The sequence below is a fragment of the Caballeronia cordobensis genome (assembly GCF_001544575.2).
Taxonomy (GTDB): domain Bacteria; phylum Pseudomonadota; class Gammaproteobacteria; order Burkholderiales; family Burkholderiaceae; genus Caballeronia; species Caballeronia cordobensis.
Window position 1 is genome coordinate 402295 of record NZ_FCNY02000004.1, and the last position, 21160, is coordinate 423454.

Here is a 21160-nt window from a genome sequence, read left to right on the forward strand (position 1 = left end):
TTTTTGTTGGGTGAATTGAGCGCGGACCGGCGAACGCCGGCCGCGAGAATCAGTACTTCATGACGACGAGACGCGTTTGCGTGAATTCGAGCATGCCGTGCTTGCCGTCGTCGCCGCCGATGCCGGAGCGCTTCCAGCCCGCATGAAAGCCCTGATACGGATCGGCGGGCGTGCGGTTGATGTAGAGCTCGCCCGCTTCGATCGCGTTGGCGACTTTCATCGCCGTGCGGTAGTTCTCGGTGTAGAGCACCGACGAAAGCCCGAACTGATGATCGTTCGCCATCGCGAGCGCTTCGTCGATCGTGCCGTACTTCAGCACCGCAAGCACGGGACCGAAGGTTTCTTCCTGCACGATCTCCATGTCCTGGCGGCAGTTCGAAAGCAGCGTCGGCGGATAGAAAAAGCCCTTGCCCGCCGGCACTTCGCCGCCGGTTTCGAGCGTCGCGCCCGCTTCGATCGCGCGGCGGACCATCGCGTGAATGCCGTCGCGCGACGCCTTGTTCACGAGCGGGCCCATGTGGCTCGCGTCTTCGCTGCGGTCGCCGATCCGCTTCGCTTGCATCTGCGCGCGCAGCAGGCCGACGAACGCGTCATGAATGCTCTCGTGCACGTACACGCGCTCGATAGCCGTGCAGAGCTGGCCGCTGTGCGTGAGCTTCGACGCGACGAGCTCGCGCGCCGCCTTCTCCAGATCGGCATCCGGCTCGACAATCGCGGGCGTCTTGCCGCCGAGTTCCAGCGAAGGCTTCGCGATGTTCGCCTTGCAGTATTCGAGCACCTTGCGGCCCGCGTTCACGCTGCCCGTCAACGTGATCATGCCGACCTTCGGATGCGTGCAGACGACTTCGGCGGTGGCGTGATCCATCGCGAGAATATTGACGACGCCCGCGGGCAGCGCCGCGCGCTCGACCGCGCGCGCCAGTTCGAAGGCGGACAGCGGCGTGTTGTTGCTCGGGCGCACGACGACCGTGTTGCCCGCGATCAGCGCAGGCGCGATCTTGCGCATGAGCGTGTAGATCGGGAAGTTGAACGGGATCAGGCACGCAACCACGCCGATCGGTTCGCGATGCAGCACGAGGTTCTCATCAGTCGTATCGCTCGGAATGACTTCGCCTTCGATGCGCCGCGCCCATTCCGCGTGATAGCGCGTGATCTGCGCCGCGTAGACGGCCTCGTTGGTCGCGTCGAGCAGGCTCTTGCCGGATTCCAGCGCGAGCGCCGCGCCGATCTCGGCGGAGGCTTCGGCGATCGCATCGGCGAGACGCTGCATATGCGCGCCGCGTTCGGCGGCCGGCGTCACGCGCCACAGGCGTTGCGCGGCGGCGGCCTGATCGACGGCCGTAAGCGCCTGTTCACGCGATGCGTTGTGAACATGGCCCAGCAACGCCTCGGTCGCGGGATTCAGGATGGCGGTGACTTCGTCGCTCACGGGCTCGATGAAACGTCCGTTCACAAAATTCCGTTCTAGCTTCATGTCTGGCGGGTTCCTTGATCGCTGTGCAACGCATTCTTTCGTGCGTCGCGCTGCAACGACAAGCGAAGAATTCGCTGGAAGAACATTCAAAAAACTCACGATGGCTGTTCGACTAAATCCTTTTTCAGGGTCGTTCGCATCGCTCACAATCGGTCGCTCGCGGTTCCGGCGAACGTCTGCCGGGACTTCTTCATCCAAAAGTAAAAGACTTGAGACTTACATGAGAATCAAAGCAATTTCGCTTGCCGCGCTCGCGTGCATCGCATCGTCGGCTCATGCGCAAAGCAGCGTCACGCTGTTCGGCGTGCTCGACGAGGGGTTCGACTACACGAGCAACGTCGGCGGAAATCGCGCGTATGAACTGACGAGCGGTTATGCGTCGGGCAGCCGCTGGGGTTTGCGCGGCGTGGAGGATCTGGGCGGCGGCACGCAAGCGGTGTTTCAGCTCGAAAGCGGCGTGAACCTGAGCAACGGCGCGGCCGGGCAAGGCGGACGCATGTTCGGGCGGCAGGCTTATATCGGCGTGACCAATGACCGGTTCGGCTCGGTCAGGTTCGGCCGTCAATACGATTCGGTGGTCGACTATCTCGCGCCGACCACGGCCAACGGCAACTGGGCGGGCTATCTGTTCGCGCATCCGTTCGACAACGACAACACCGACAACTCGTTCCGCGTGAACAACACGGTGAAGTACGCGAGCCCGTCCTTCGGCGGATTCCAGTTCGGCGGCACGTACAGCTTCAGCAACGACACGAACTTCGCGAACAACCGGCAATTCAGCGTCGGGGCGTCGTATGCGAACGGCGGCCTGCTCGCGGGCGCGGCCTATCTGCGCGCCGACGGCACCGGCCTCACGGCGAACGGCGCCATCGCCACGAACGATGCGAGCTTCATCGCGCAGCGCATGCAGATCTTCGGCGCGGGCGTGAATTACACGTTCGGCAAGGCGACGGCGGGCTTCGCCTATACGAATTCGAGCTATGCGAATCCGGTGACGAACGGATATATCGGTGTGCCGCTCGCGTCGGCCGGCAACACGCTCAGGAACCTCAAGTATCAGAACTTCGAAGTGAACGGGAAGTATCAGTTCACGCCGGCGTTCTTCGTCGGCGCGCAGTATGTCTACTCGATGGAAACCTACGATTCGACGGCCGGCACCGTGAAGCCGCACATTCATTCGGCGGGTCTGATGGCGGACTACTTCCTCTCGAAGCGCACGGACATTTACGTGCAGGGCGCGTATCAGAAGATCGCGGGCAGTTCGACGGATTCCGTCATGGATCAGGCGTTCATTCCGGGCACGCAGGGGTTGTCGTCGAACTCGGAGCAGTTCGTCGCACGCGTGGCGCTGCGGCACGCGTTCTGACGTCTTTCGCACGAAGCCTGCATGGCGGCCGCGCCGGACCATACGCGCGCCGCATGCCGCGGGCGCGCACAGCGTGCTATCGTCGATGCGTCATTTCGATGCCGCCATCATGAGCCAAGTGCGCTATCCCCTGGGGCCCGATGACCGGGTTCATCTGCTGTGCTGGCTCACGTGCGGATTGCTCGGCGCGTACTACATCGAAGGCGACTGGCCCGATACGTCGTTTCAGGTGCGCGCGGCGCATCGCTGGCTCGACCGGCATCATCGCGCGGCAGAGTGGATCGAAACCGCGCGGCTTTCGGCGGCCGCGCAGTCGCTCGCCATGCGCTTTGCCACGACGCTCGACGCCGACGCCTCGCGCGGCGACATCGAGCGCATTCTCGAAGGCGAAGATCTCGACTACGAGAGCGCGCTCGTGCAGCGCATCTATCACGAATGCTGGATCGAACTGACGAGCCGGCGCAAGCCTTCGCACTAGAAGCACTTTCAATCTCCCTTCATAGTTGCGCCCGGCGGCGCTCAATTTCCATGCCGCGCCGCACACGTGCCCCGGCGCGTCTCGCGTGCGCGCAGCCCCATTTTTTTGAGCCGCACGAATGTGCGGAACCCCACATAGGCGCGCAACGCCGGGCGCTACCATCGGCGCGCCTGCTCGCACGTCGATGTTCGCGCTCCCGTGATCGAATCGCCGGGGCGAAAAGCGGCTACACCGTCAGCGGCCAAAACGACCATAAACGAACAAAAACGCCCGATTGAACGGAGGCAGCCATGCAGCGCAGCATTCGTCCGCTTCTTTCCACAAACCGTATTCGTCGCCGCGCCCGCCTGCGACCGCTCGCGATGCTCGTGCCGCTCCTTGCGGGAATGTCGTGCGCGACGCTCGCCGGCATCGCCGAGGCCGCGCCGCCATTGCCGGCCGGCGGCCAGTTCGTCGCGGGCAGCGGCGCGATCGCGGGCGGCGGCGCGTCGCTGACGATCAATCAGACGACATCGCGCGGCGTCATCGACTGGAACAGCTTTTCGATCGGCGGCGGACGGCAGGTGACGTTCAACAACGGCAACGGCGCGACGCTCAATCGCGTGACGGGCGGCGACGCTTCGGTGATCCTCGGCCAGCTCAACGCGACGGGCAGCGTCTATCTCGTCAATCCGCAGGGCGTGCTGGTGGGCCCGGGCGGCGTCGTCGCGACGGGCGGGCGCTTCGTCGCGTCGGCGCTCGACATCGGCAACGACGCGTTCATGCAAGGCGGCCCGCTCACGCTCTCGGGCGGTGGCGACGGCATGGTCATCAATCTCGGCAAGATCGGTTCGAGCGGCGGCGACGTGTTTCTCGTGTCGCGCACGGCGGCGGTGAACGGCGGCAGCATCAGCGCGCCGCAGGGCACGGTCGAGATCGCGGCGGGCAATCAGGTGTTGCTGCAGGACGCGTCGGGCGGGCAGCAGGTCTTCGTGCAGGCGGGCAGCGGCGGCACGGCCATGAACGGCGGCGCGATCGCGGCGGCGCAGGCGAACCTGCAAGCCGCCGACGGCAACGTCTACGCGCTCGCGGGCAACAGCGCCGCGATCCGGGCGACCGGCACGGCGACGCGCGACGGCCATGTGTGGCTCGTCGCCGACCAGGGCAACGTGCACGCGAACGGCGCGATCGCCGCGGCCAACGCGGACGGCAGCGGCGGCACGGTCGAGACGACCGGCAACACGCTCGATATCGCGGGCGCGAACGTCCAGGCGCGCACCTGGAAGCTCGGCGCGCCGGCGTTCACCGTCGATCAGACGAGCGGCGCTTCACTCGCGCGCAGCCTGACGAACGGCACCTCGGTCGATGTCGAAACGGCGAGCGGCGATCTCGCCGTGAACGGCAACGTGCAATGGAGCGGCAACGGATCGCTGACGCTCGGCGCGGCGCATAGCGTGACGATCGCTCCCGGCGCGACGATCGGCAACACCGGCAACGGCAATCTCACGCTGCGCGCGGATGCGGGCGGCATCGACAACGGCGGCGGCGTGACCAATGGCGGCACGATCGACTGGTCCAAGAGCGGCGGCATCGTTAGCGCGCTCTACGACATGAACGGCACGTACGCACCGGGCACCGTGCTCACGAACAGCGGATGGACCGCCGCGCCGTATAGCGGGGTCGTCGCGCAGGCGAGCGCGTACAAGCTCGTGAACAATCTCGGCGATCTGCAAAAGGTGTCGCAAGACCTCGCGGGCAGCTATGCGCTCGGCAAGGATATCGATGCGAGCGCGACGAGCTATCCGAACTACTTCACCGCGATCGGGGCGACGTCCACGCCGTTTACCGGCCAGTTCGACGGCTTCGGTCACACCATCGACAAGCTCGCGTCGATCTCGAATGCCAACGACGACTATTACGGCATGTTCGGCGTGATCGGCGCGAGCGGCGTCGTACGCAACCTGAATCTCACGAACGCGAGCGTGAGCGGCTATTCGTCGGGCGGGCTCGGCTTGCTCGCCGGGCAGAACGACGGTCTCGTCACCTACGTCAATACCACGGGCGCGGTCAGTCAGAACGGCTTCGGCGGACGCGGCGCGGGCGGGCTCGTCGGCGTGAACAACGGGACGATCGAGCGCTCGTCGAGCACGGCGGACGTCGGCTATCAGACGCCGGCGGGCGGGCTCGTGGGCACGAACAACGGCACCGTCGCGCAGTCGTATGCGACCGGCACGACCTTCGCCGGCTCGCACGGCGAGACGGCGGGACTCGTCGCGTTCAACGCGGGGCTCATCACGCAGTCGTACGCGACGGGCGGCGTCGGCGGCTTCGGCGGCGGCGGGCTCGTGTACGAGAACGGCACGACGGGCGTCATCAACGAATCGTTCGCGGTCGGGCAGGTCGGCGGCGGCGGGCCGCCGGGCGATGCTTACGGCGGCATCGCGGCGTACAACCAGGGCGCGATTCACAACAACGTCTACTGGAACAAGGAGACGACGATTCGGACGAGCGCGGCGGGATCGAACTCGGGCACGGTGCCGCCCGATTCGAACGGGCTGACGACGGCGCAGATGAGCAACGTGTCGAATTACCTCGACTGGAATATTCCGGCGGGCGGCGTCTGGGCGATGCCGGCCGGCGCGACGCATCCGGTATTGCAGTGGCAGCAGGCGCAGCCTTGAGGTGGTTCGCGGGATGGCGCGATGCGCGCTGTCCCGCGTGTTAGCTCCCGATCACCAAAAACACCTCCCCCACCGGCGCCTTCGATCCATTCGGCACCGCCGCCTTCAACGGAAACCCATACGTTCCGCGAAAGCTCACGAAGCGCCCCACCTGCACGCGAATCCCCGCCCCGATACCCGCCAGCGAAGCATTGTTCGGCTCGCCGAATTCGGGGATCCGATTCCAGACGTGCCCCGCATCGAAGAACACGAACGGCTGCATCGCCGCGATGCCCGCCGAAATCGCCGGGGCGCGCAACTCCGTCTGCACGTTCCATCCGCGATCGCCCTGCGCGGTGTAGGGCTCGTAGCCGCGCACGGTGGCATCGCCGCCCAGCCCGAGTTCCTCGCTCGGCAAGAGCGTGCTTCCGGTCCACTGTAGAAGCCCGCGCGCCGACACCGAAAAGCCCGACTTGCCGAGCGGCATGTCGCGCTGCGCCGACAGTTGCATGTACTGATAACGCGGCTTCGCGCCGAGCCGCGCCGCATCGTAGGCGGCGTCGTTGCTGCTGCTGTCGAAATAGCCGGGACTCACAAAGAGCGCGGCATTCAGATGCGTGTCGCCCGATGCATCGCTGCGCAGCAGGTCGTAGGCGAAGACGAACTGATGGATATGCGTGTTCGCATTGAACACCTGAAAGCCGCCGAACTCCAGGTCGTTGTTCGAGCGCTTGAAGTCGTAGCCGATCTGCACCTGCTGCTGCCACGCGCCGGCGTTGTCGAGCGGCGGCAAGCGCCAGTCGTAGCGAAAGCTGAGCTGCGCACTCAGGCCCGTCTGTCCATAACTGTCCGGCAGACGCGGCGTGCTTTGCGCGAACACACCGAACAGTTCGACGCGATCCAGCCACGGCAGCGGCGCGACCACGTTGAATGCATGCGCGATATAGCGCGGACGATCCGGCCGCCCTTCGATATCCGGATTGCCGCTCAGCAGATCGTTACTCGCGGTCATCTGATAGCCGATGCGCGCATCGATGCCGAACAGGTTGCCGTAGTCGAATCCCGCGAGAATGCGATCGCGGCCGAGATCGCGCACGCCGTCGTTGTTATAGCCGCCGTAGAGGCGAAACGGAAAGCGGTCTTCGGTTTGCAGCACGACATCGGTCGTATTGGCGGCGACGCCGGGCGCGTAGACCACATCCACACGCCGGTACGGATTCGCATTGAGCAGCGCTAGGCCCGCGGCGACATCGGCTTCGCGGATCGGCTCGCCGGGCGCGAGCGGCATCTCGCGCATGAGCAGCGCATCGGAGAAATAGCGATTGCCTTTGGGCGTCACGCGCCCCGCGCGAAACTCCGCAATCGCGATCTTCACGACGCCGTTGCTCACGTCCTGCTCGGGGACGTAGACATCGACGAGCGGCTGGCCCGCATCGCGATAGCGCTTCACGACCGCGCGGCGAATCTCGGCGAGACGCGCGAAGGTCAACGGCTTGTGGAGATCGTTCGAGAAGCCGTCGAGAAACTCGGGCGTGAGCAAGGGAACGCCGCTCGATGTGATCGCGCCGTTCGCGCCCGACTGCATCGGTGAAGCGGCGTCGGCACGCACGAAAGCGATGCCGCGCAGATCGCGGATCGCGATATCGTGCGATCCGTCGCCCGGCTCGGGCGGCGATGGCGCTGCGCGTGGCCTCGCGGCGGCGGGCGGCGCGAGCGGCGCGACATCGCGATACGACTGCGCGGCGGCCTCGCCTGCATGAACGACGCAGACGAGCGCGGACAAAAGCGTTGCGGCGAGTCGGGCGCGCGTCAATCGAAGCGGCGCGCGCGGCGAACATGAATCATGTCGGCTCCGGCGTTGTCTCGCGTGGTCGGGCTTCGCATGGTATCAGCGCGTCGCGCGGCGCGGAACGACTCATGCGGCAAGCTTGTTAGCTGCGCGCCATCGCGCGTAGAAATGACCCGGCATGCCGCGCGAGCCAGTAGGAATAACCGCTCGCTCGCGCCACGCGTATTACGACATGCCGCGAGCCTATCTGCGGAGCGCTCAACCCATCTATGATTCGAAGTTGATCGGCTTGATGCACGGCCGACCCCGCATTGTCAGGACCATGATGGACAAATCCTCAACCGGCGCAGACATGACCGACACCGCGACGCCCGATGCGTCCGCCAGCGCGCAATGCGCGCGCGAGCCGATTCACATTCCCGGCGGCATTCAGCCTCACGGCGTGCTCTTCAGCGTGGACGCGCACTGTTACATCACGCAGACGAGCGCGAACGTCGCGCAGTTCGCGCATATCGAAGCCGATGCGTGCCTCGGCCGCGCGCTGTCCTCGGTGCTCGGCCAGCAGGCCGCCGAACGCGCGAGCGCGGGCCTCAAGCAACTCTCGCGCGACGGCGCGACGATCCACGTCGGCAATGTCGTGCTCGACGGATGGACGCCGCGCGGTCCGGTCGCGATCGTCGTGCATCGGCATGACGGCCTGCTGTTCGTCGAAGTCGAGCCTGCGCAGGACACGGCCGACGTCTTCTCGACCATGTATCCGCTCATGCGCTCCTTCGTCACCGACGTGCAATCCATGCGCACGGTCGAGCAGCTGTGCCAGTTCGCCGCGACGGAGATCTCGCGCATCGCGGGCTTCGGCCGCACGCTGGTCTATCAGTTCGATGACGAAGGTCACGGCAACGTGCTCGCTGAAAGCGTCGAGCCGGGTTATCCGTCGTATCTGAATCAGCACTTTCCGGCCTCCGACATTCCGGCGCAGGCGCGCGAGCTGTATCGCCGCAACCGCATCCGCCTCATTTCGAACGCGAACTACGAAGCCGCGCCGCTCGTGCCCGCGCTGCATCCGGCGACCGGCCGCCCGACCGATCTCACCCACGCGTCGCTGCGCAGCGTCTCGTCCGTGCATCTGCAATACATGCGCAACATGGGCACGCTCGCGTCCATGTCGATGTCGATCATCGTCGACGACAAGCTATGGGGCCTGATTTCCTGCCATCACGCGACGCCGCGCCTGCCGCCGTTCGAAGTGCGCACCGCGTGCGAGCATGTCGCGCAGATCGTGTCGCTGCAGATCGAGGCGCGCGAGACGCAAAACGAAGCGCATTACCGGCTCGAACTGCGCCGCATGCTGTCGAAGCTGCTTTCGTCGATGGCGAACACCGACAGCTTCGTCGAAGCACTCGTCGGCGACGCCGCCGATCTGCTCGGCTTCACCCGCTCGTCGGGCGCGGCGGTGATCTTCGAAGGCCGCACGTCGCTCGTCGGCGTGACGCCGGGCGAGCATGGCGTCACCGCGCTCGTCGACTGGCTCGACGATCAGAGCGAAGACGTCGTGCTGTCCGATTGCGCGTCGCGGGATTGCGCCGCGCTCGCCGGCTCGCCGGACGTGGCCGGCTTTCTCGCGGTGTCGATCTCGAAGATCTACCGCAACTACGTGATCTGGTTTCGCCGCGAAGTCGTGCAGACGATCGAATGGGCCGGCGATCCGCGCGCCAAGCTCACCAGTCTCGCCGCTTCGCTTTCGCCGCGCGAGAGCTTCGATACCTGGACCGATGTCGTGCGCGACCGCTCGCTGCCGTGGCGTGCCGCGGAACGCGAGATCGCGCTTGAATTTCGCGCGGCGGTGCTCGGCATCGTGCTGCGGCGCGCGGAGGAAATCGCGCAGCTCGCGACCGAACTCGGACGCGCGAATCACGAGCTCGAAGGTTTTTCGTACACGGTGTCCCATGATTTGCGCGCGCCGTTGCGGCACATCGTGAGCTTCGCGGATCTGTTGAAGCAGATGGACGGCGAGAAGCTCTCCGAGCGCGGGCGCGGGTATCTGGACCGGATCGTCACGTCGGCGCGTTTCGGCGGCCGTCTCGTCGACGATCTGCTGTCGTTCGCGCAACTCGGCCGCGCGGCGCTGCGTCCGCACAAGGTCGATGTGCACGCGCTCGTGCGCACGGTCATCCAGAACGATATCGACGAACAGGCGTCGTCGCGCGTGCGCTGGACGGTGGAGGCGCTGCCGCCGATCGAAGCCGACCACGTCTTTCTGCACGTCGCGTTCGCGAACATCATTTCCAACGCGGTGAAGTTCAGCGCGCAGCGCGAGCAGCCGGAGATCGAGGTCGCGGCGCAGGACGGCACGGGCGAGCTGGTCGGGCACGCCGTGTATCGGGTGCGCGACAACGGCGTCGGCTTCGACATGCGGTATGTCGACAAGCTCTTCGGCGTGTTTCAGCGGCTGCATGTGAACGAACAGTTCGACGGCACCGGCATCGGGCTCGCGAACGTGCGGCGCATCATCGAGCGGCATGGCGGCAAGGCGTGGGCCGAAGGCACGCCGGATCGCGGCGCGACCTTCTACATGGCGCTGCCGAAGCAGTTCCGCCCCGAAAGCGGCGTCAGGCGCGATACCGCCGCGACCGCGCTCGCGCGCCTCGCGGCGGGCACGGGCGGCGCGGGGCACGATATCGAACAGCTTCTGAAGCGCGCGGAGCAGGAGAAGAAATAAAAACGGCCGCGATCTCGTCGATCGCGGCCGTTTCATGTTGCCTTCGCGTGGCTTTCTGATGCAGCGCTGCGCTTAGAAGCGGTGGCGCAGCCCCACCGTCGCGGCGACCTGATTCTGCGTCGACGACGGCGACAGCGTGTTGATCATCGCAACGTTCGCGCCGGCATTGCCGAGGTCGCCCGATGCGTGTTGATACACGCCTTCGACATAGACATCAGTGCGCTTCGAGAGCGAGTAGTCGGCCTGCAGCGAAACCGTGTGCCACTTCGGATCGCCCGAGCCGTTGCTGCCCGTCACCTTGCCGTCCGTGTACGTGTAGGCGGCGTCGAGCGCGAGCGCCGGCGTAAGCGCGTAGCGGCCGTTCAGCTCGAAGTTGTTCAGATGCAGGTTCGTGTTGCCCGGAATCGCGATCGACGTGCCGCCTTGCGACGCGGCGAGCAACTGGTCGTAGTGCGTGTTGGTCCACACGAAGCCGACTTGCGCCGGGCCGTACGTGTAGTTCACGCCCGCGCCGAAGGTGCGTTGCAACTCGGCCGTCAGATTGGCGTTGTTGCCCTGTCCGGCCGACACCGCGCCATTTGCGTTCGTGCCGTTGCGCGAATTATTCGTCTGCAGATAAGCCGCCGCGAAATTCAGCGGACCATTGCCGTACGAAGCGCCCGCGCTCCATGCGCGGTTATTCGAAAACTCGCCGGCGTCGTTCGAGAAGCCGTACAGGCCGCCGAACTTGAAGCCCGCGTAATTCGCGCTTTGATATTTGACCGAGTTCTTGATCGAGAACGAATGATCGAGATTGTCGTTATCGAACGGATGCCCGGCCATATTATTGCCGAAGCCCGAACCCGCTTCCGAGAGCGGCGCGAGATAATCGACCATCGAATCATACTGACGGCCGAGCGTAACCGTGCCGTATTGATCGTGTTGCAGGCCGACATAAGCCTGGCGGTTGAACATCGTATTGCTTTCGGTGTAACGGCCGTTATTCAGGTTGAAGCCGCTCTCCAACTTGAAAAGCGCGTGCAAACCGCCGCCCAGATCTTCCGTGCCTTTCAGGCCGAAATACGTATCGGAAAGCGCGCCGCTGCCTTGCTGCCAGTTGTTATGGCCGCCGGAATTGTTCGTGTAGACGAGACCTGCGTCCAGCGTGCCGTACAGCGTGACGCTGCTCTGCGCGTGGGCCGCCGCTGCGAACGTGCCGAGAATGCCCGCGATGAGAAGAGTTTTTTTCATGGTTCTCTGAGTGTCCTGTTTAATGCGAAAGCTTCCGGGGTGCAGCGGGCCATTGGCCTTTCGCTTCCCGCGAGAAACTGGACACACTGTATGCGACGAGCGCGCGAATTTGGCTGCGCATCGCGCGCAATAATCATTTGCTGATTTCGCGAATCGGTGCGCCGAGGGCTTCATATCCGTTTAAGCTCAACTGCTTAGCGGCAATTCCGTGTGAACAATGCACCGAACCCTGTTGCGCATGGGCGACGTCATTAGTGCGTATCGCGGATAAGTCCATTGCGCCGCGTGCGGTTTATATCCGCCGATGCGGTTGTTAAGCTGCATCCGTCAACAGAACTCCGAGAAGTTATTCTGAGGACACGGAGCGGTTTCGCGAGAGGAGACCGCTCCGTTTCAACGCGCCTTCATGAAATGAATTGGCTTTTCTTTGCGATTGGTCAATATGCGCGCTTGCGACGTTTTAATCGTCTCGCATTTTCTACGTCGCGCGAAATATTCAGTTTTCCAAACGATTTCTCGCGAGAATTCGCACGGATATCGGAACGACTCGCATTTAGACGCATAAATGCGCTAAACGCGATATGTTTTACGGAATATCCCGTTCGCTTTGAAAACTTTGCGCACTAATGCGGCGCGGGACGTGCAATCCGCCAGCTTCCGCAATGCATCCGCAAGAAATTTCATCTGCCATTCATAAATGTGTAACCAGCGCCCAAACGTTTGCCGCTTGAGCCCGCCGCGGGTTTGGCCAGCATCGTTTCAATTCGAAACATCTTGTAGTGCTTTGAATTCCCTGTGCGGTACATGAATTGCTTAAATAGAGGTCTCTGCAAAATCAGCCGGAACAGTGCCATGAAGAGAAGTGCCAATGCGACCACCGTCCCCGCGTTTCGACAGCGTCGACCCGCCCAACTCGCTGAGCGCGAGCTTCAGCATCTTGAGATGATCCTGGCGAATTTCGTCGATCCCAGCGTGGCGTCCGATCGCCTGCCCGCGCGATATTGGGACATGCGCGTCGCGCAACTGGACGAGCAATACGATCTCGTGCCGTCGCAAAGCCAGCGCGTCGCATTGCTTCAGAAAAAGCTCGCGTTGCTGGACAGCGCGCTCGAGTCCGCTTCTTCCGCCGCCGACGTGCAGGAAGAAGGACAGCAGAGCCGGCGCGCCGCCGCCTAGCTCGACCGCGTAGCCCCGGGCGGCGACGACACCGCGCCCACCCAGTCGTCGACGAGCGCGCGTGCCGCCGTGTGTGCGCACATCAGCGCGTCCTCGGCCGAGACGAAGCTCGACGCATTGCTGCCCATGCGCAGCGGCGAAAACGCCGTGACCGGCCTGCCCGACCGGCTGATGGTCACGCTCGCCAGATAGTGAATCGCGCCAGGCGGCGGGACCAGCCTGCAACTCGTTTCGATCGCGACTTCGAGCACGAAGCCCTTGTGGTTGTACGACCGTATCATCGGATCACCCCGTCACTATCGAACGGCGCGGCGGCACACGCTGGCCGCCGTCGCACTGCGCTCGCAGCACGGATCGTTCCCGCGTAAGGCCGGACGCGCCGCCCTCAGTGATTCAGTTCTTCGAGACGCAGCCCGTTGGTTCTCGGCCCGAACAGGCCGATCGCGAGCGCGACGATCAGCATGAAGACCGTGATGCCCGTGAACACGCCCGGCACGCCGAAGTCCTTGAGCAGGAACGCGATGATGAAGCCCGACATCATCGCGCCCGCGCGGCTCGCCGAGTACACGATGCCGCTCGCACGGCAGCGCACGGCCGTCGGAAAGAGCTCGGTCTGATACGCGTGATAGCACACCGAGATGGTCTGCCCCGCGAGCGAGATCAGCACGCCGAGCGCGATGAGCGCGGCGGGCGATTTCATCTGTCCGAAGGCGATGCCGCTCGCGATCACGACGAGCGCGCCGCCGACGATCAGCCATTTGCGCTGGATGCGATCGGCGTAGAACATCGCGAGCATGGGGCCCACCGGCAACGCGAACGCGATGATGAACGAATACAGCAGACTCTTCGTGACGGTGATGCCTTGCCCGATGAGCAGCGTCGGCACCCAGTTCGCGAAGCCGTAATAGCCGATCGCCTGACAGAAGTTGAAGACGATGAGCATGATGAGACGCGAGCGATACGGCGCGCGCAGCAACTCGGACAGCGATGCGCGCCGGTGCGCCGGCTGCTCGACGACAGCCGCGGGCGGCGGCAGCGCGGCGCCCGACTGGCGCTCGACCACGCGTTCGATCTCGCTCACGACGCGTTCGCTTTCGTCGTGCCTGCCGTGCATCGCGAGCCAGCGCGGGCTTTCGGGCACCGCGCGCCGGATGAACCACACGATCACCGCGCCGACCGATCCGGCGAGCACGACGATACGCCATCCGTCGAGCCCGAACACGGTTTCGGGCACGAGCCAGTACGACAGAATCGCGGCGACGGGCGCGGCGGCGAACATCACCATCTGATTGAACGCCATCGCGCGGCCGCGCATGTGTTGCGGCACGAGTTCGGTCACGTAGCTGTCGATGGTGATGATCTCCACGCCCACGCCGATGCCCGTCACGAAGCGCCAGAAGATCACGCCTTCGGGCGTCGTCTGAAACGCCATGATCGCGGAGCCGATCGAATACCACAGCAGCGAGACCGTGAACACGCTGCGCCGCCCGTAGCGGTCGGGCAGCCAGCCGAAGAAGAACGTGCCGATGAACAGTCCCGCGAAGGTCGCCGCGATGAAACCCGCGATGCCCGTGAAGCCGAAGAACGCGTGCGTGGTCGTCTGCAAGAGGCCGCTTTTGGCCATGCCCGGCGCGATATAGCCGGTGAAGATCAGATCGTAGATTTCGAAGAAGCCGCCGAGCGAGATGAGCAACACGAGCATCCAGAGATGCCGCGTGACCGGCAGGCGATCCATGCGCGCGGAAATGTGCGCGCCGGGCGTCGTGGCGACGCGGACGTCGGGCGATGCAAGCGGCTCGGCGACCGCGCTGAAGGTTGGCTGCATTGTCTTGTCTCCTGAATTGACGATGGCGCTGGTTTTTATGTGCGCCCTTCGCTTCACATCATGCGATGACGCGTTTGGAAAGCCGGCCCAGCACTTCGTCCGTATGCTCGCCCACGCGCGCGAGCGGCTGGCGCACGCCGGGGCGGCGTCCGCCCATCGTGAGCGGGAGCAATACGACATCGGTGGTGCCGCCGTCGTCGGTCTGCATCGGCACGAGTCCGCCGCTCGCCTTCAGATGCGGATCGTCCAGCAACTGCTCGGGCCGCATGATCGGCGCGTACGGAATGCCGGCCGCTTCGAGCTTCGGCGCGAGTTCGTCCGCGCGATGATGCGCGAGAATCTCGCCGAGCCGTTCGAGCAGATGCGGCCGCACCGCGACGCGCATTGCGTTGGTCGCGAACTCGGGTTCTTGCGCGAGATCGGGGCGCGCGAGCACGTCGCACAGCGTGACGAACTGCTTGTCGCTGACCGCGCCGATGAACAACTGCTCGCCTTCGGCCAGGGTGAAGACGTCGTAGACGCTCCACGCCGAGACGCGCGAGGGCATCGGCGGCGGCGCTTCGCGCGTCATCGCGAATTGCTGCATGTGCTGCGCCGAGAGGAACACGCAGTTCTCGAAAAGCGCGCTCTGCACTTCCTGGCCGCGCCCGGTGAGATCGCGTTCGCGCAACGCGGCAAGCACGCCGATCGCGCCGAACATGCCGCCCATGATGTCGTTCACCGAGGTCCCCGCGCGCAGCGGCCGGCCCGCCGGACCGGTCATGTACGCGAGACCGCCCATCATCTGCACGACTTCGTCGAGCGCGAGACGCTTTTCGTACGGGCCGGGCAGAAAGCCCTTGTGCGAAACGTAGATGAGCTTCGGATGCGCCTTCGACAACGTTTCGTAGTCGAGCCCGAGTTTCGCCATCAAGCCGGGGCGGAAGTTTTCGAGCAGCACGTCGCATTCGCCGATCAGTTCCGTCGCGGCCTCGCGGCCCTCATCCGTGTTGATATCGATGACGACGCTCTTCTTGTTGCGATTGAACGACCGGAAAAAGCCGATGCCCAGTCCCGGCAGATTGCGCGTCTTGTCGCCGCCGGGCGGCTCGATCTTGATGACTTCCGCGCCGAGATCCGCGAGGATCATGCCGCAGGTCGGTCCCATCACCATATGCGTGAACTCGATCACGCGCACGCCTTCGAGCGGCAGGGTTGAATGACTCATAGCGTCCTCAGACTTCGATTGCGGTTTTCGTGTCGAACGTGACGGGCAGGCCCGCGAGCGCGAGCGCGCCATGCAGCGTCTCGCCGTCGAGCCAGCGCGCGAGCTTCGCGCGCAGCGTCAGCAAGGCGGAAATGTCGATGCCGGTTTCGATACCCATGCCGGCGAGCATGAACGCCAGGTCTTCGCTCGACGCATTGCCGCTCGCGCCCGGCGCATGCGGACAGCCGCCGATGCCCGCGAGCGTCGCATCGAAGCGCGCGACGCCGGTGTCGAGCGCGGCATACGCGTTGGCGAGCGCGAGGCCGCGCGTGTCGTGGAAGTGGCCGCACCAGAAGCGCTCGCCTGCGATCTCCCGCGCCTTCTCGAACAGCGCGCGCACGGCGGCGGGACCGGCATAGCCGACCGTATCGGCAATGGACACGCGATCCGCGCCCGCATCGAGCAAGGCCTGCATGTGGCGCAGCACATCGGCGTGCTCGACGCGGCCCTGAAGCGTGCAGCCGAACGCCGTGCCGATGCCGCCTTCGATCATCGTCTTCGAACCGGCCGCGTCGCGCGCGGCGCGCATGCGCGCGACTTCGGCGACCACTTCCTCCGGCGTCTTGCGCAGGTTCGCGAGACTATGCGCGCGGCTCGCGGAAAGCGGCACGAGCATCAGATCGGCTTGCGTGTCGATGGCGCGCTGCGCGCCCTGCAGATTCGGCACGAGCACGGAAACGAAGAGGCCGGGCAGCGTCTTCGCATAGGCGACGAGCTCGGCCGTATCCGCGAGTTGCGGCAGCAGGCGCGCGGGCACGAACGAGCCGACTTCGATTTCGCGCTGACCGGCGGCGTAGGCGTCGCCGATCCATTCGATCTTGCGTTCGGTCGGCACGATCGTGCGAATGCTTTGCAGGCCGTCGCGCAGGCCGACTTCGCGGATCACGGCGTTCTGGGGGAACGCGGGCATGGGTTTGTCTCCGGGTCTTGTGTGTGTATGAGCTCGACTCTAGACATTCCGCAAATGCCCTAAAAGCGGTATTTTGGAAGGCCCATGCTTCCCATCCGGAATGTCTCCATGCGCGATATCGATCTGAAAACGCTGCGTCTCTTCGTGACGGTGTGCGAACACCAGAACATCGCGCGTGCGGCGGCGGAATCGCACATCGAGCCTTCCGCGATCAGCAAGCGCATCGCGCAACTGGAGACCTCGCTCGGCGTGCCGCTCCTGTCGCGCTCGCGGCGCGGCGTCGAGCCGACGCCCGCCGGCATCGCGCTGCTCGAACACGCGCGCAGCGTGCTCTTCACGATGGAGCGCATCGCGAACGATGTCGCCGCGTTCGGCGGCGGCCTCAAGGGGCGCGTGAGCATTTGCGCGTCGGCCTCGGCGATTGCGGAGGCGCTGCTCGACGATATCGCGTCGTTCATGCGCGAGCCCGCGAACCAGAACATCAAGGTCGATGTGGAGGAGCGCCTGTCGAACGATCTCGTGCGGCAGTTGCGCGAAGGCGTGGCGTCGGTGGGCGTGTGCTGGGACAGCGTCGATCTGCGCGGCTTGCGGCATCGGGCGTACCGGCACGATCGGCTGGCGCTCGCGGTGCCCGCCGGTCATCCGCTGGCGAAGCGCCGTTCAGTCGCGTTCGAGGAGTCGCTCGAATTCGAGCATGTCGGTTTGCCCCCCGCCACCGCCGTTCACACGATGTTGCAGCGCGCGGCCGCGCAGGCGGGCAAGACGATGTCGTACCGCGTGATCGTGTCGAGTTTCGACGCGGCGTTTCGCGTCGTCGCGGCGGGGCTGGGCATCAGCGTCGTGCCGATGGAAGTCGCCGGAACGTACCGGCAGGCGCTCGGCATCGAAGCAGTGCCGCTCTCCGATGCGTTCGCAAAGCGCCGCTTCGTCGTGTGCTTTCGCGATTTCGATACGCTTCAGCCCGCCGCGCAGCGCCTCGTCGAGCATCTCGAAGCGCGCGCGTTGCTTTAGCTTTAGGAAGGCGCGTCGCAGAACACCGTTTCCGTGTCCTTTTTCTCGATGGTCAGATTGACCGACCGCGCGCCGCCCGGCCGCGTGCAATGCCGTTTTCCGGCGGGCACCGTCAGCAATTGACCGGCGCGCAATTCCACGACGCCTTCCTCGAACTCGATGATCAGCGTGCCCTCCACCGAAACGAAAGTCTCGTCGGAGTTCGGATGAACGTGCCATCGATACGGCGCGTCCATCACGCTGATGTGAACATCGTGATCGTTGACGGTGGAAACGACGCGATTCATGTAGCCGTCGCGCGCGGCGTCGGCGATCGCCGCATAGTCGATGATTTCGCTCATCGGTTCAGGCTAACGCGGCGCGCGCCACGGCTCAAACGAATTATTTTTGCTTCGATGTGAGCGCGATTGACTTACAGGCGAACATCCGGCGCATCGGCGCGCGCCATGATCGCCGCGATATTGCCGATGGCCGGTTGCAAGTAGCGCACCGGCGGCGCATCGGGCGGCAACGGCGCGGGGCCTGAGTCCGTCGCGCGCGCATAGACCGGCAGCGGCGGCGCACTTTGCGCGCTCGACGCGACCGGAAACACCGGCCCGCCCACGATGCCCACGCCGATGAAAGGATGCGCCTGCGCGATGGTCACGAGGCCGAAGGTGAGTTTGCACGCCAGGATTGCATGTTTGATCGCTTTCAAGTGCCGTCTCCTTTTTGCCGTTTTGTCGATGGGAGGATTCTGCCGCGGGAGAATGAGAGAAGAATGAGCATCGACTAGACTGATTCATCATGGACAGCCGATTCGCATCGATCCTCACCGCACTGACCGCCGCGGCGCTTTTCGGCGCCACCACGCCGATCGCCAAGGCGCTGCTCGGCCCCATGCCGCCGTTCATGGTCGCGGGCCTGTTCTATCTCGGCAGCGGCGTCGGGCTGGGCGCGGTCCTGCTCGGCCGCACGCTCTTGCGCGCGCAGGCGAGGGGCGTCGGCGCGCGGGAGTGCGCGTGGCTGTTCGGAGCGATCGCGTTCGGCGGCGTCGCCGGTCCGGCTTTGCTGATGCTCGGCCTGACGAGCACGCCCGCCGCCACGAGCGCGCTCTTGCTCAACCTCGAAGGCGTGCTGACAGCGGCGATCGCGTGGATCGTGTTTCGGGAGAACGTCGATATGCCGGTGTTTCTCGGCATGGCCGCGATCGTCGCGGGCGGCATCGTGCTCGCGTGGCAGCCCGGCGCGACCGATGCGTCGGCGGGTGCGCTGCTGATCGCGCTCGCGTGCCTGTGCTGGGCCATCGACAACAATCTGACGCGCAAGATCGCCACCGCCGACGCCATGGTGATCGCCTGCGCGAAAGGGCTCGTCGCGGGTGCGGCGAACCTCGGCATCGCCTTCGCGATGGGCGCGCATCTGCCCGCGCCGCGCATCGCCATCGCCGCGATGACGACCGGTTTCGGCGGCTACGGCGTGAGTCTCGTGCTATTCGTGATCGCGCTGCGGCATCTCGGGACCGCGCGCACGGGCGCATACTTTTCGGTCGCGCCGGTGTTCGGCGTCGCGCTTTCGCTCGCGCTGTGGCCGCAAGCGCCCGGCGCCGCGTTCTGGATCGCCGCCGCGCTGATGTCGCTCGGCGTATGGCTGCACGTGCGCGAGCGGCACGAACACGAGCACACGCACGAGCGGCTCGAACATACGCATCGGCATGTGCATGACGCGCATCATCGGCATGAACACGACTTTCCGTGGTCCGGCGACGAACCGCACACGCATGCGCACGTGCATCTGCCGATCACGCATACGCACGCGCATTTCCCCGACGTGCATCACAGGCATGCGCACACGCGCGGCTAGAACACCTTGCCCGGATTGAGCAGGCCGTGCGGATCGAGCGCCGACTTGATCGCCCGCATCGACGCGATATCGGCTTCGCGGCGCGCCAGATGCAGATAATCGCGCTTCTTCGTGCCGATGCCGTGCTCCGCCGAAATCGATCCTTCGAACTCGCGCGTGACGTCGTAAATGACGGCGTCGAGATCGTCGTGATCCTGCTTGCCGCGGCCGGGCACGTCCACGACGATATGAATGTTGCCGTCGCCGAGATGGCCGTACGTCATCACGATCGCGTCGGGCCAGCGCGCGCGCAGACGCGCCTCGCACTGCGCCGCCGCCTCGCCGACCTGCGCGATCGAGAAGCTCACGTCGTACGCCGCGTAGTTCGGGATGAAGCGGTCGTACTCGCCGGGCGCATCGCGGATCGCCCAGAAATCGCGCGCGTGCGCTTCGTTCGATGCGATCGCCGCGTCGCTCACGATGCCCGCTTCGAGCATGTCGCCGAGAAACGCCTCGAACGCCTCGCCGTGGCGCGCGGGATCGGCGCCCACGCTTTCGAGCAGCACGTAGAACGGATGCGCATCGGCGAGCGGCGCGCGCAGGTTCTTCAGATTGGCGATGACCGTGTCGTGATAGCCCGCCCACATCACTTCGAACGCGGACACGCCTGCCGCGAGGCTCGCCTGCGCGCGCGTGAGCAGCGTGGTGACGGCGGCGAAATCCGGCAGGCCGCACCAGGCGGTGGCCGTTGCGGTGGGCTTCGGCCGCAGCCGCAAGACGATGCGCGTGATGACCGCGAGCGTGCCTTCGCTGCCGATCAACAAGTGCCGCAGGTCGTAGCCGCTGTTGTTCTTGATCATCTTGTTCAGCCCGCCGACGGTCTCGCCGCTCGCGAGCACGGCTTCGACGCCGAGCACCTGATCGCGCATCATGCCGTACTTGATGACGCGGTTGCCGCCCGCGTTCGTCGCGAGATTGCCGCCGATGGTGCAGCTTCCGCGCGCGCCGAGATCGAGCGGAAAGTAGAAGCCCGCCTCGCTCGCCGCTTCCTGAACGACTTGCAGCGGCGTGCCGGCTTCGACGGTCATCGTGGCGGAGATCGCATCGATCTCGACGATGCGATTCATCCGTTCGAGGCTCAAAGCCACTTCGCCGCCGAGCAGATTCGCGCCGCCGACGAGCCCGGTCAGACCGCCTTGCGTGACGACCGCCTGCTTGCAGCGCGAACAGATGGCGAGCGCCCGGGCGACTTCTTCCGTCGTGCGCGGACGGACGATCGCAAGCGGCGTGGCGCCGGGCATGCCGCTCCAGTCCGCGACGCGCCTGTCGCCGAATTCATCGGGGAGCGCCACGACCTGCGCGCCGAGCGCTTCACGCAATGCCATCACTGCTTCGCTTGCCGCCATGCGTCGTCTCCGTTTGTTGTCTTGTGTCGATGTCAGATGCGATAGTTTGAACCAAAACGCGCGACAATGA

General features: G+C 65.1%; 17 protein-coding genes. 7 read left to right on the plus strand and 10 right to left on the minus strand.

Going from position 1 to position 21160, the window contains the following annotated elements; genetic code table 11:
- Positions 1–49: 49 nt before the first annotated feature.
- Complete coding sequence (gene aldA, locus AWB70_RS10485) at positions 50–1474, minus strand: aldehyde dehydrogenase (RefSeq protein WP_053571783.1); 1425 nt, start codon at positions 1472–1474, stop codon at positions 50–52.
- 220 nt (positions 1475–1694) lie between these two features.
- Between aldA and AWB70_RS10490 the strand changes: the two genes are divergently transcribed.
- The 3 genes from AWB70_RS10490 (at position 1695) to AWB70_RS10500 (ending at position 5978) form a co-directional block, all read left to right on the plus strand.
- Positions 1695–2840, plus strand: coding sequence for a porin (locus AWB70_RS10490; RefSeq protein ID WP_053571782.1), 1146 nt, complete (start codon positions 1695–1697; stop codon positions 2838–2840).
- Positions 2841–2949: 109 nt separating this feature from the next.
- Entirely contained in the window at positions 2950–3318 is a 369-nt protein-coding gene (locus AWB70_RS10495) for a hypothetical protein (RefSeq protein ID WP_045461918.1), read from the plus strand.
- Positions 3319–3608: 290 nt separating this feature from the next.
- Entirely contained in the window at positions 3609–5978 is a 2370-nt protein-coding gene (locus tag AWB70_RS10500) for a beta strand repeat-containing protein (protein ID WP_053571781.1), read from the plus strand.
- Between the two features lie 40 nt (positions 5979–6018).
- Here the strand turns inward: AWB70_RS10500 and AWB70_RS10505 are convergent, their stop codons facing one another.
- Positions 6019–7770, minus strand: a complete 1752-nt coding sequence (locus tag AWB70_RS10505; RefSeq protein WP_167351019.1) for a ShlB/FhaC/HecB family hemolysin secretion/activation protein — start codon at positions 7768–7770, stop codon at positions 6019–6021.
- Positions 7771–8098: 328 nt separating this feature from the next.
- Here AWB70_RS10505 and AWB70_RS10510 point away from each other — a divergent pair, with 328 nt between their 5' ends.
- Entirely contained in the window at positions 8099–10465 is a 2367-nt protein-coding gene (locus AWB70_RS10510; protein ID WP_053571779.1) for an ATP-binding protein, read from the plus strand.
- A 72-nt stretch (positions 10466–10537) separates the two neighbouring features.
- On the opposite strand, the gene AWB70_RS10515 is transcribed toward AWB70_RS10510, so the two are convergent.
- Complete coding sequence (locus tag AWB70_RS10515; protein ID WP_045459490.1) at positions 10538–11695, minus strand: porin; 1158 nt, start codon at positions 11693–11695, stop codon at positions 10538–10540.
- A gap of 852 nt (positions 11696–12547) precedes the next feature.
- Between AWB70_RS10515 and AWB70_RS10520 the strand changes: the two genes are divergently transcribed.
- On the plus strand, positions 12548–12871 hold the full coding sequence (locus tag AWB70_RS10520; protein WP_075644313.1) for a hypothetical protein: 324 nt from the start codon (positions 12548–12550) through the stop codon (positions 12869–12871).
- Here AWB70_RS10520 and AWB70_RS10525 read toward each other — a convergent pair.
- The 4 genes from AWB70_RS10525 to AWB70_RS10540 form a co-directional block, all read right to left on the minus strand.
- Positions 12868–13152: a hypothetical protein gene (locus AWB70_RS10525; protein ID WP_053571777.1), complete on the minus strand. Its 285-nt coding sequence runs from the start codon at positions 13150–13152 to the stop codon at positions 12868–12870. The two genes, AWB70_RS10520 and AWB70_RS10525, sit on opposite strands and share 4 nt — an antisense overlap.
- Positions 13153–13256: 104 nt before the next feature.
- Positions 13257–14696: an MFS transporter gene (locus AWB70_RS10530; protein ID WP_041733538.1), complete on the minus strand. Its 1440-nt coding sequence runs from the start codon at positions 14694–14696 to the stop codon at positions 13257–13259.
- A 58-nt stretch (positions 14697–14754) separates the two neighbouring features.
- Complete coding sequence (locus tag AWB70_RS10535) at positions 14755–15903, minus strand: CaiB/BaiF CoA transferase family protein (protein WP_053571776.1); 1149 nt, start codon at positions 15901–15903, stop codon at positions 14755–14757.
- 7 nt (positions 15904–15910) lie between these two features.
- Positions 15911–16852 (minus strand): hydroxymethylglutaryl-CoA lyase, encoded by a 942-nt coding sequence (locus AWB70_RS10540; RefSeq protein WP_053571775.1) that lies wholly within the window; start codon positions 16850–16852, stop codon positions 15911–15913.
- Between the two features lie 108 nt (positions 16853–16960).
- Here AWB70_RS10540 and AWB70_RS10545 point away from each other — a divergent pair, with 108 nt between their 5' ends.
- Positions 16961–17863: a LysR family transcriptional regulator gene (locus AWB70_RS10545; RefSeq protein ID WP_053571774.1), complete on the plus strand. Its 903-nt coding sequence runs from the start codon at positions 16961–16963 to the stop codon at positions 17861–17863.
- A gap of 2 nt (positions 17864–17865) precedes the next feature.
- Here the strand turns inward: AWB70_RS10545 and AWB70_RS10550 are convergent, their stop codons facing one another.
- Together AWB70_RS10550 and AWB70_RS10555 are read right to left on the minus strand one after the other, a co-directional pair.
- Complete coding sequence (locus tag AWB70_RS10550) at positions 17866–18204, minus strand: cupin domain-containing protein (RefSeq protein WP_014252948.1); 339 nt, start codon at positions 18202–18204, stop codon at positions 17866–17868.
- Between the two features lie 71 nt (positions 18205–18275).
- Positions 18276–18560 carry a hypothetical protein gene (locus tag AWB70_RS10555; RefSeq protein WP_053571773.1) on the minus strand — a complete coding sequence of 95 codons (285 nt, stop codon included), beginning with the start codon at positions 18558–18560 and terminating at the stop codon, positions 18276–18278.
- Between the two features lie 89 nt (positions 18561–18649).
- On the opposite strand from AWB70_RS10555, the gene AWB70_RS10560 reads away from it, so the two are divergent.
- Entirely contained in the window at positions 18650–19705 is a 1056-nt protein-coding gene (locus AWB70_RS10560; RefSeq protein WP_053571772.1) for a DMT family transporter, read from the plus strand.
- On the opposite strand, the gene AWB70_RS10565 is transcribed toward AWB70_RS10560, so the two are convergent.
- Positions 19702–21090 carry an FAD-binding oxidoreductase gene (locus AWB70_RS10565; protein ID WP_053571771.1) on the minus strand — a complete coding sequence of 463 codons (1389 nt, stop codon included), beginning with the start codon at positions 21088–21090 and terminating at the stop codon, positions 19702–19704. The genes AWB70_RS10560 and AWB70_RS10565 overlap by 4 nt on opposite strands.
- Positions 21091–21160: the final 70 nt, after the last annotated feature.